General features: G+C 41.3%; 5 protein-coding genes. 3 read left to right on the top strand and 2 right to left on the bottom strand.

All coding sequences use genetic code 11. The annotated features are described in order from the left end of the window. Positions 1-21: 21 nt before the first annotated feature. The 3 genes from AAFM34_RS13440 to AAFM34_RS13430 all read left to right on the top strand — a co-directional run bounded on the left by AAFM34_RS13440 (position 22) and on the right by AAFM34_RS13430 (position 8,943). Entirely contained in the window at positions 22-339 is a 318-nt protein-coding gene (locus AAFM34_RS13440; protein WP_341663642.1) for a hypothetical protein, read from the top strand. Between the two features lie 205 nt (positions 340-544). Continuing rightward, positions 545-7,498, top strand: coding sequence for a TcdA/TcdB pore-forming domain-containing protein (locus tag AAFM34_RS13435; RefSeq protein WP_341663640.1), 6,954 nt, complete (start codon positions 545-547; stop codon positions 7,496-7,498). Between the two features lie 275 nt (positions 7,499-7,773). Then, positions 7,774-8,943, top strand: a complete 1,170-nt coding sequence (locus AAFM34_RS13430; protein ID WP_341663638.1) for a histidine decarboxylase — start codon at positions 7,774-7,776, stop codon at positions 8,941-8,943. A gap of 33 nt (positions 8,944-8,976) precedes the next feature. On the opposite strand, the gene AAFM34_RS13425 is transcribed toward AAFM34_RS13430, so the two are convergent. Beyond that, the gene (locus tag AAFM34_RS13425) at positions 8,977-9,645 is read right to left on the bottom strand and encodes a hypothetical protein (RefSeq protein WP_341663636.1); all 669 of its coding nucleotides are present in this window, start codon (positions 9,643-9,645) and stop codon (positions 8,977-8,979) included. Continuing rightward, a complete protein-coding gene (locus AAFM34_RS13420; RefSeq protein ID WP_341663634.1) occupies positions 9,632-10,552 on the bottom strand; it encodes a hypothetical protein in 921 nt (306 codons plus the stop codon). The genes AAFM34_RS13425 and AAFM34_RS13420 overlap by 14 nt, the downstream gene beginning before the upstream one ends. Positions 10,553-10,558: the final 6 nt, after the last annotated feature.

Genomic DNA, 10,558 nt, shown 5'->3' with positions numbered 1-10,558 from the left:
AGCAGCTCTTAAAAGATGGCTATGCACTGGCGGATTTATGAGGGGATCCCTCAGAACACAGTGTCCAAGGAAGATATTGTGTTAATGTCAGACCTTGATTTCATGAATCAGTTTCTTTCTATTTTAGGCCAGGCATCAGGTAGTAACACGGCTAACTTAGAGTCTTTTAAAGTCATTAATGTGTTTGATTATAACGATAAGAAATACGTTAATGTTGAAAAACAGGAAAGGCTATTCGGCAAGCGGATTACCAGAAATGAAGTCGTTATCTTGAAAAAGTATGGTGATCGTTGGCTTCTAGAGCTACCGGAAAGTTTAAAAGAAATTTTAGATAACTAGTTTTTAATTAGGTGATGAAGTAAAATCTCATCACCTTTTATTTATTAAAATAAATTAACAATATATTTATTTGAATTAAATGTGTATCTTAAGTTATTTTTTGAACTCATATCTTTTCCTTTATTCTTACTTTGCTTATTGGTTTGATTGTTTTTTTGATATTTGATATTTGTATTGCTTTGCTTGCATTTGTTCACAAAACCATATGAAAAAAACAATTATATCGACGCTAGTTTCGTCACTATTTTTTACGTCTTATTTGGCCCATTCAACCAGTAGTAATGATATTAATCCATTAGATTCTGACTATTTATTAAGCTTGCCTATAGGTCAAACTCAATACCAGAAAGGGTTTGATGAGTTTCTTGGTGCCATGCGTAAAACTAGAGACAACATTATAGCTAGCTCAACCAACCAACAGCTTATACAAAATATAAAGCAGGGCTTAGCCAGAGATGGTCACTGGACGATAAATACTCGGCAAAACTATATCTTGCTTAAAGAGCGAGTCCATCAAAGCTTTTACGATGCCTACTCATCAGATAAACCTAAGGTATTGCAACCACTGACACAAGAGGAAAGCGAAAATGTATATCGCTTACTAACCGATATAAATCGCTCTGCAGATAATTTTAGAATTAATGTCCAAGGCTTTAACGAGAGTTCAATCGCCAACGTAAACCAAAATGATTTTATACGTTACGCCACATCTGCCCGTTTCATCCCAGAGACTTTTTATACTGAGCCTGAAGTGGATACCTTGTTTACTTCGAGGTTAACGCTTAACTTTTCAAAGCAATACTTGCCTCAAGTTATCGATGCTTTCTCAAAACTATACTCTGGTGACGTTGCTGATGTAGTAAGACAGGCAAAAATTCTCGCACCTTCGAAATTTGGTTCGTTAACAGACCAAGCTGTACTATACCTCAATGGAGCGAATCTCGAGAATGCTCAGAGAGTGGTCGCTTTTTTGTCACAACATGTTCCTCAGCAGGCATGGATCGAACATACCCCTCTTGGTATGGTGGCCTTGGCTAAAGGCCAAAATTACGCCGAGAGTTCACGTATCGCTTTCTCAAGCCATGGTGGCTCAAGAGCAGTCGTTGCAACTGATGCTATCCTTGAAAATATCTTCAGTGGCGAATCTTTAGGCGTTCTCTTACCTGAAACTCTGAGTAAACATGGCTATGATTCTACTCGTATACCTTTACTCGACCCATCTTTTGAGTACAAATCAAAGCAGGCAGAGTTCTCTGAAGCAATTCTGGATTTTACTCGTGATCCGCAGAGTTTTCTTAAAAGTTTTACCCTAGATACGACATCATTGATGTCACAATATGCGGCTTTGCAAGGCGAACCCATTATGTACATGGGAACCGATGGGTATCAGTTGAATATGAGCAAAGACGATGGCCCAGTTAGCAACAGGCTTCGAGTGCTTAGTGAACCTTTATTGGACAATATGCCGTCTTTTATCGATGTGAAGAAAACGGCCGAATATGGCGAGATAGTTGTTGCGGCAGCAAATGATGGAGGCACTGTCATTGTCGTTGATCACAACGCGAACTACTATAGAATTTACTTTGATAAACGTCCACACGCCTATGCATTGTATGACAATGTTGTGGCTCTTCGCGATCTCAGCTCTGGCTATCGTGTCGGAGAAAACATCAAGTTCGATAAAGGCTTAGATGTTACATTCTTTGTTTACAATGATAAGGGTTGGCAAAGCCTAGTACAAAAACAGTCTTTTAATAGCTTTAGCGATCTTGAAGTAAGACGCATTGGGTCGACAACGGCTGTTCCTTTTGCACCTGTTGGCGATAATATGGAGCAAGCCTTTGTTGAAAATCGTACAGCGATTCAAGCACAGTTAATTAGTTTAGCTGATCGTCTTGGTGTCTCGACGGCCAATATTACCGATTTGCCATACAACCCGACCGAAATAAAGCAATTAGACACACATTCGAGCCTTAAAATGTGGAATGATTTGAGAACTGCACTGAGCCGAAAAGTGTCAGCGCAGCGACAATCTCTGGCCAGAAACCGAATACTCGAATTGGCCAAATTGAAAATCCCCGGATACCCCAATAAGGCTTCAGTCAAGCAAAAGCTCTCATTGTTGCGTGCTAGCCTGCTTGAATTAGACACCAATACGCAAGGCTTAATTGACCTGTCTCGGGATGCAGACCAGATGTGGCTTAACGTTAAGCAAAAACAAGAGCAGGGCACGTCTGGTCTTATTGTCGCTGACGAGAATTTGCGGGCGGGTAACTTTGGTAAAACTCAGATTCATCAGCAATTTTTGGTCAAGGAAAGAGCGATCCGAAATCTTTCAGGCAGTAAGCGAGTCGCTTTTGATGAGGGGTATGATAATTATCTCTCCGTAGAACTTCCCGATTTTGATAAATCTATGTCTTTGAGCCAAAAACAATTGCTGCTTCTTGGCTCTACCGAAATGGATGCACGCCAGCAAGGTGCTTTAATACGTTGGATAAACGAGCAAATAAGTAAAGGCCGCCTCTCTAAAGCGCTTGGACTAACGGCTAAGTTTAACGAACAAATGAAGCGCTTGGGTGGAACCGTGGTGACCAGTATTCCTCAAGACTTTATTTTAACCTTAATGGGCGACGGCAGCGGTCGTTGCTATCCACTCGTTAGGGCAATGTCGGTTGCTATGACCAAAGGGACCGAGTCGGTTCGCCATCTTTCCAACAAGCTTTTTATAGGTGCTGCGAATCCGAGCGCGGTAGAAAGTCAGTTCCTTCTCGATGCGCTTCATAATCTACACGCCAGTCATGAAGCGCGGCAAAGCAGTCAAACTATAGGCAGTATGGATATTAATGGTATTGCGGCACTCTTAGATAGCAGCCTATCTTCAAAAGGGAGAGTCTCTTTTGCGGTCAACACTAGCGTTCACTCTGTTGGTATATCTGCCGTAAATGACATGGGTACCAAACGTTTTTATTTCTATGATCCTAACTTCTCTGTTGTTGAGTTTCCTTCGCTAAAATCTTTAAAGAAAGGCCTTGAAGCCCATTTTATAATGAATGGCTTGGCGGACTACTATATGGCAGCTGGAACTCAAGCAAACCCTGAGTTTAATGTGATCAACATTGATATCGATAAAATGGCAAGGGTGAGAGTATTGCCAGGCCAGCAAGTTATTGACTTAACAGAAGAATACCCTCTCAGTCCTGTAGATGATGGTGACTCAATTGTTACTATTAGTGATGATGAGTCTATCATGACCATTGATGACGATGAATCGAGTGTGTCTACGTCTGAATCTATTATGACCATTGATGATGATGAATCAATCATGGTACTGGAAAGCTCTGAACAGCAAATAGAGCAAGATTTGTCACTGAGAATGAGCTTAACTAAAGTTGCCGCGTACGACCATGCGCGAAAACTATCAAATGCAATCAGCAAAGCACGTGCTTTGTATAGTATTCCAGATGACTGGTTACCGATTATTGGTAGTATTACTGAGCCAAAGGAAGGTTTTTCTGCCATCACTTTTATGTCACCCGATAGAAGTGAAGAGAATAGAGTTCAGCTACGTGGATTGGAACTGATTAAGGTGAGTGAATATCTGCGCGAGCAGTTCTCGAAAATCAATACTCGCTTTGATCTTAGAACAGGTAGACCTGTTCAGTCTCTTGGGTTTGAAGATGTGCAAGGGTTTGACGGCTTAAACGCAGGTTTTGCCGTACAGTCGGTCATCACTTGGTTTCAAAACGAACAGCGAAATCGAGTAGCTGATAAAAGTATGGACTCTCTGCAGCGAGCGTTACAAATCCATAGTTATGTGATGGCAGGACAGATAGCTCATGGCTTACTCAACGATGCCAATCATATGGTTGAGCTATTTCGAGTGGCAGCTGCCACCGATACTGAGCTGGTTAATGTGACCATGAATAGTATTTCAGGGATCGCCAATCAAGGCATCGGTCTTGCCTTTGGCATAGTTAACGTGGGCTTAAGCTCTTATGAGCTTGCCCATGCTAAAAATGCTCAGCAAAAAGCAATTTTCGGTACCCAACTAGGATTTAATGCAGTCGGAACCGCTCTGGGAGGCGCGGCATTAGGAGCTGGTATTGCTGGCTCATCCACTGCGGCTATAGTACTTGGAGAAGCCGGAGCGATTGTCGGTGGACTTGCAGTTGGTTTTACCGCTTTGGCTGAAGCATTTGGTAATATTGCTCAAGATGCCCAGCAGGTCGGACACTATTTCTATCAAGTAGACCAAGCTTATCAAAATGGTGGATATCGCTACGATGCCGACAATGACATTCTTGTTCCTTTGCCGGGTGCCGTTGTCAACCGAATTGATTTATCTCGTGGGGATATAGAGCTGGGTAGTCAAGCGCTTTATTCCTCCAAACATGGTAAAACTGGTTCTGGTTGGTTGAACTATTTCTTCTGGGCTGGTGATTTACCTAAAGCGTTAAGAGATAAGAGTAAGGCTTTACCTATCCGAGAACGTTTGGGCTACGCGGCTAACTACCCAATCAACTCAAACAGTTTAAAGATTTTGTTACCAGCTACGGGTTTTTCATACATTGATTATGATTATGAAATTCTTCCAGGTTCCACAACCAGACATGATCAAGGCTTTGATGTGTTGAGATCGTTAGAAACTCAACTTGATTTTGACTTCGACTTTTATGTTTTTCCATCTGAATATGTTATTCGACATATGAAAGAGGAGTTTGTTGACCACACTGTCGAGGTCAACCTTGGTTCTAATGATCGAATTGTATTTGCTCCCAAATTGGCAAAATTTGGCCATCGTAAGTTGCATTATCGATTAAGTGCACAGGGAGGAAACCAAGAGCTGGTTGTTCAGCCGCAGGGACGTTATACCCTGGTCGAAGAGCCCGGAGAAAGAGTCGATTGGATAATCGATGCTCGAGAGATAAAAGGTGCAGATATTCGACTCGAGGCTGACAAGCTTGTGATTGACTCAGTGAGTTTTGATATTGTCGCGCTACAGAACTCTACCTTGACTATTTATATTGATAATGGCGAAGTGTGGCAAGTCATAGACGATAGTTTATCTTTGTTGCAGCTTGATGTAGACAAAGAAAATAGCGCGGATGGGGTCCGTCATCATTTAGAGCAAATGGCTGCGCAGCATCAATTGCTCGGCGATTATGTCGTGGTTGAGAACTATCAAGAAGATCAGCAGTTATTCGGGCGCGCTTATTATGATGTCAAACAAGACCGAATGATAGCGACTAAGAATGTATCGGCCGAGCTTTCGTATTCTGCTCAGCTCTTGACTGCCTCTGGGGAAAGCGCGCTATTTTTCAACACTCACTATGGTCAGCTTTGGAAGACGGATATTGCTACTGGCAAGATGACCGAGTTTTACTCACTCAATCAGCCAAGAGAACAAGCGATATCGGCGGAATTTAACGCTTGGACTGAAGCAGAGTCGGTATTGGTGGCAGCAACTTATCATATGCCAGACCAGTCTCGAATTAAATATCTGTACCGTTTAACTTCATCAGGACTTAAGCTAACCGATATCCATGGAGATGAGCAGCTTTATCAATCATTAAGTGATTCGTTAAGTGAAGGTCATCGACAGTTAATAGGCTCATCTATGCGCTCTATGCCACCACTATTTATCGGCTTAGATCAAGGCAAACAAGTGCCTGCAGAGCTATCAGACATTGTTGAGGTAGGCAAAGTATCCCAAACTCCCGTTTGGAGTATTTTAGCCAAAGAACAAGTTGTTAGTGTTAAATTAAGCCGCAGTACGGAAGACTTAAAACTCTTATTGGTCAATCAAGACACCTACTATTTCTATACTCAAAGTCAGCAAAGTATAGTGATACTAAATGAAACGGGGCTTACCACACTCTCTCTTTCTCAGGGAGATAAAGTCAGTGCTCATGATGGTGTTTATGTTGTCAAACCTAATGGAGAAATACATGTTGTCACCGATAAAGGCACGCTGAATATCGTTGCGTTTAATCGCCAATGGTTGGAAGAAAATCGCCAAACTTGGCAAGATAAACTTGGCGCTAGGCTTAAAGGTATAGCGCACCAAGTCATGATTTTTGGTTTAACCGATTATGATAGTAAACCGCTGAAAGCTTGGTATTTACCTTCGACAGAGCAGTTTGTTCTTCTGTCAAGGCAGTGGCAGGATACAGCGTTAAAACTCGTTGGTGCAAGAGACAAGGAATCGGTTTGGTTGTTTGACCCCGCTACTGGCAAAGCTTATACACAGCAAACACTGAGTAAGGAGCAGATGTATAACTTTGCACCAGATTTTCGTTTTATCACTGATGGCTTGATCACTACGCCTGAAGAGGTTGAGTTTACTCAGGAGACTCTTGAGAATTTCTATGTCAGTCATGATGGTTACCGTGTTACAACCCATTCTGGTTTAGAGTTTGAGGTTAGCGCAAACACTTCTGTACACCTTACCAAGGTAACACAGCAATGGTTAGATAGTGGTCAAAATGATCTTGAGTCAATATTAGATACCTATCCAACTAAGCCTTTGATTCAGTTAGGCGATGAAGGAAGGTGGCTAGTTGCTCAAACAGGGCAGGAGGTTACACTAGCTCACCAAGGTGAGGCCATTTGGATAGGCTCCACTGACGATGTTGAACCAAAGCAGGTATTTTTTATCCCTGAAAATGGCGAGTTGATTCGTTCTGATCCAGAAAGTGGAAGTGTTTCTCTAGGATTTTATGATGATGTGTTTAGAAATCAAAATGTTTGGACTTTAGTACTTAAACCTACCCAATCAGAGATGACACAGGTTGTTAAATTGGCTGGCGTTGATACCTTAGTACTGGCAACATCTGGACGCAGTAATAGCTATGCATTAAGCGATACTGTGGGTCAGTATAAGACGGTCATTATTCAAGATGCTGGTTATTTAACAGCGATTGATTTGTCTGATTTTTCTTATAACCAAGTAGTGGCTCAACATGAGCAAGATAGGCTTAAGCTTGTTATTGATAGCAACACTTTGATCATGATAGATAATGTGCTTGATTCATCAAAAAATAAGCTTTCTTTGAGGTTTTCAGGCGATAGCCAACCAATGCGAATTATCTCAGTTCTTAATAAGCTTGATGCTTACTGTATTGGTGGTATGAACACGTTAAGTGATGTTATGAACTGATATCAGGTGTACTTTATCTCTGTGTACAGGGGCCATTAATCTTGCTGGCAGCATTCTAGGTATGTTCTAGGGTGCTGCCGATTTATTTTATATTGTCGTTTGTCTCAAGAAAGTTTTCGTTGGCTTACTGCCAAGCATATTAGTCACTATTTTACTAAATCCTGTTGAATATATTCATGATTTCACATATTCAGAAGTTTCTGTTTGTTAGTGATTGTATTTGATCAACTAACAAGGCATTAAAGCATGGATATTGTTGATGTAAGGGAATACATATGTCGCTGTCCTATGATGATACTCAAAGACTTAGAGATTTATACAAAGTCTGCGTAGAGAGCCAACATCAAATGCTTGGTTATCCGGTCGCTTCAGATTACGACTACCGGAACTTGTGGTCTTTTTTCCAGTTCTCCATAAACAACATAGGCGATTGGGCTGAGCCATCTAATTACCCGATGAATACCTTTGAATTCGAACAAGATGTGGTCGAATATTTTTGTCGCTTGTACCACACCACACTGGATGAGGCTTGGGGCTATGTGACCAATGGTGGTACTGAAGGCAATATGTATGGTTGCTATCTTGCCAGAGAGAGATTTCCATCTGGAGTGGTGTATTTTTCACAAGAAACTCATTACTCGGTGATGAAGATCGTTCGTTTTTTGAATATTGACTATCAGGTTGTGGCGTCTGACTCTCAAGGTGAAATGGATTATGATGCACTTGAATCCTTACTCAAAGAAAACATAGATAAATCACCAATCATATTTGCCAACATAGGCACCACTATGTTGGGTGCCATTGATGATTTGCAGCAAATTCAGCAGCGCTTGGAAAAAGTTGGTTTTAACCGCGAACAATATTACATCCATGCGGATGCCGCATGTCATGGCATGATAATTCCATATGTTGATAACCCTCCTATGTTCTCGTTTAAACATGGTATTGATTCTATCTCAGTGTCAGGTCATAAAATGTTGGGTTCACCTATCCCTTGCGGTATGGTTTTAGCGCTAAAGAAACATACTGACAAAGTGAGCCATCAAATAGAGTATATTGCCGCGCCAGATAAAACGTTATCAGGTTCAAGAAGTGGTTTAACGCCTCTGTTTCTCTGGAAGTTTATTCGTAGTACTAGTGAGCAGACTAAGAAGCAGCGAGTAGAGGATTGTTTGCAACTGGCTCAAGAGGTGGTTATCAAGTTAAATAAACATGGTATTTCTGCGTGGCGTCATGACAACTCACCAATTGTAGTGTTCCCTAAACCCTCCGAGGAGTTGTGGCGCAAGCACCATTTAGCGGTGGACAAAAATACAGCGCATATCATTATTGCAGGTCAAACCACAGCCAACCCTAATCGATTACACCAAGTATTGGATGAATTGATTGAAGAGCATAGATATTTAATGACAGCGACATGTGATGATGCACTAGCCATCGCTTAGAAGCTCAGAGGTGGCTTGGTGGAGTAGAAAAACTTACTCCCAAGAGTAAGTTTTTCTTTTGTTGGGTTTGCGTTTTTTTTCCATTTGGGTGATGCAAAGGTAATCTTCCCGAAAGCTAGTGTCTTCTCTCATGAGTTTGGGTATGAATAAGCGAACTTTAGTCCCAGCAACGACAATGGTTTTAGCCCCCATTACCGCAATATCCCCACGATACAACTTCACACCTTTCACCGTTTTGTTCGAGTCGGTTGAGTTTATTGGGTAACCAAATATCGTAAAGGTCTTATCATGAACGGTGACGGTTTCGTTGAAGGTAATTTCAACATACTCTTCTTCAGATTGAATAATATTTTCTAGCTCTCGCACTTTTTTTTCAACAGACGTTGAAAACACCCACTGATTGAGAATCGGTTCCCATTTTCCGCCTAGTTTGAGACACTTTTTGTAGATGAAATGATTTTTTCGACCACTACTTAGCGTGCAAATATCGATGTTATTTTGCTCGTCTACGGGTAAGGTGAGTTTGAAAATTGCTTCGTTTGAATAGTATTTATACTTATTGGAGACCTCTTCAACATGCAGTGTTATCTCTCCAAGCGGTAGCTCACGGCTGTAGTCATCGATAATGATTTTACAATGAGACTTACCTGTCGAGGCGAGAAAAAAATCTTTTTCTTTTTTTAAAATATTAAACGTTCTCATCGCCGCCGTTGGTTTCCCTTAGAATTTGCTCCATTAAAGCTTGCTGTTCACGATCAATCTTGTTTTTGTTGATAGCGTGTGTTGGTTGGGTATTATCTTGATTTGTGTTCCAACTCTGTTCGGCTTGAGAAGACTCGCCATGGCGAAGCTTATCTATGCGCGAGAGAATATAGCCCACATTTCCAGTCGGTTTGAGACCTTGAGCCATACGCCGCTGTATTTCAAGGTCGGTTTGTGTTGGTTCAACCTTTAGAACATTTTGTTCTACATTTTTTTCTTTTTGATCCAATGTAAGATCAAGGTTATTCTGAACTTCTTGATAAGCGTTTATATAAAGTAGCTTAAATTCTTCAGCGAGATTTTTTTCAGATAGCGACTTTAGATAGCTCGTTTTACGGTTAAAAATGTACTTTTCCACTCGAGTTATAGGCTCTCTTTTGATTAAGATCCTATGTCTCGCCTCTAAAATTTCAGTATTGAGTGGTAAGTCTTTTAGCATGGAAAGTAAGGCAAGTGCAGGGGGCCATTCTTTACCAGCAAGTAACCGCTCACGTAAATGATGAACGATTCTCTCTACATCCTCGGTAGACAATTGTGAAGCAAACGCAGCAAATTCATCATCAGGCTCAGAGCCATACATATGGGTAAACTGGGTGGAGAAGTTTTCCTGCATTTTGCCGAAAAACGCCATAATATGTTTGCGTTGTTCTACTGTATAAGGGCGCAGAACATCCTTGAGGTCTTGATTAAACTCCCCAGTTACTTGTGTCGACAATGAGTTGACAGGAGTTGCAGGGTTCGAAGGGAGCTTGGTTGAGCTAGTTTGTTTGGTGGTAGTCGAAGCTTGAACGGACTTATTGTGACCTTGTTTCTGCCAATCAGAAGCGATTTCATTGATGTTTTTCATTGCTTA

This window comes from Vibrio sp. (assembly GCF_038138445.1).
Taxonomy (GTDB): Bacteria; Pseudomonadota; Gammaproteobacteria; order Enterobacterales; family Vibrionaceae; genus Vibrio.
Note: the sequence above shows the minus strand (reverse complement) of the source record. Positions and strands in the feature narration are given on the sequence as shown.

Coding starts and splice junctions, on each gene's coding strand:
- AAFM34_RS13440 (WP_341663642.1), top strand. CDS start 22: ATGCACTGGCGGATTTATGAGGGGATCCCTCAGAACACAGTGTCCAAG.
- AAFM34_RS13435 (WP_341663640.1), top strand. CDS start 545: ATGAAAAAAACAATTATATCGACGCTAGTTTCGTCACTATTTTTTACG.
- AAFM34_RS13430 (WP_341663638.1), top strand. CDS start 7,774: ATGTCGCTGTCCTATGATGATACTCAAAGACTTAGAGATTTATACAAA.
- AAFM34_RS13425 (WP_341663636.1), bottom strand. CDS start 9,645: ATGAGAACGTTTAATATTTTAAAAAAAGAAAAAGATTTTTTTCTCGCC.
- AAFM34_RS13420 (WP_341663634.1), bottom strand. CDS start 10,552: ATGAAAAACATCAATGAAATCGCTTCTGATTGGCAGAAACAAGGTCAC.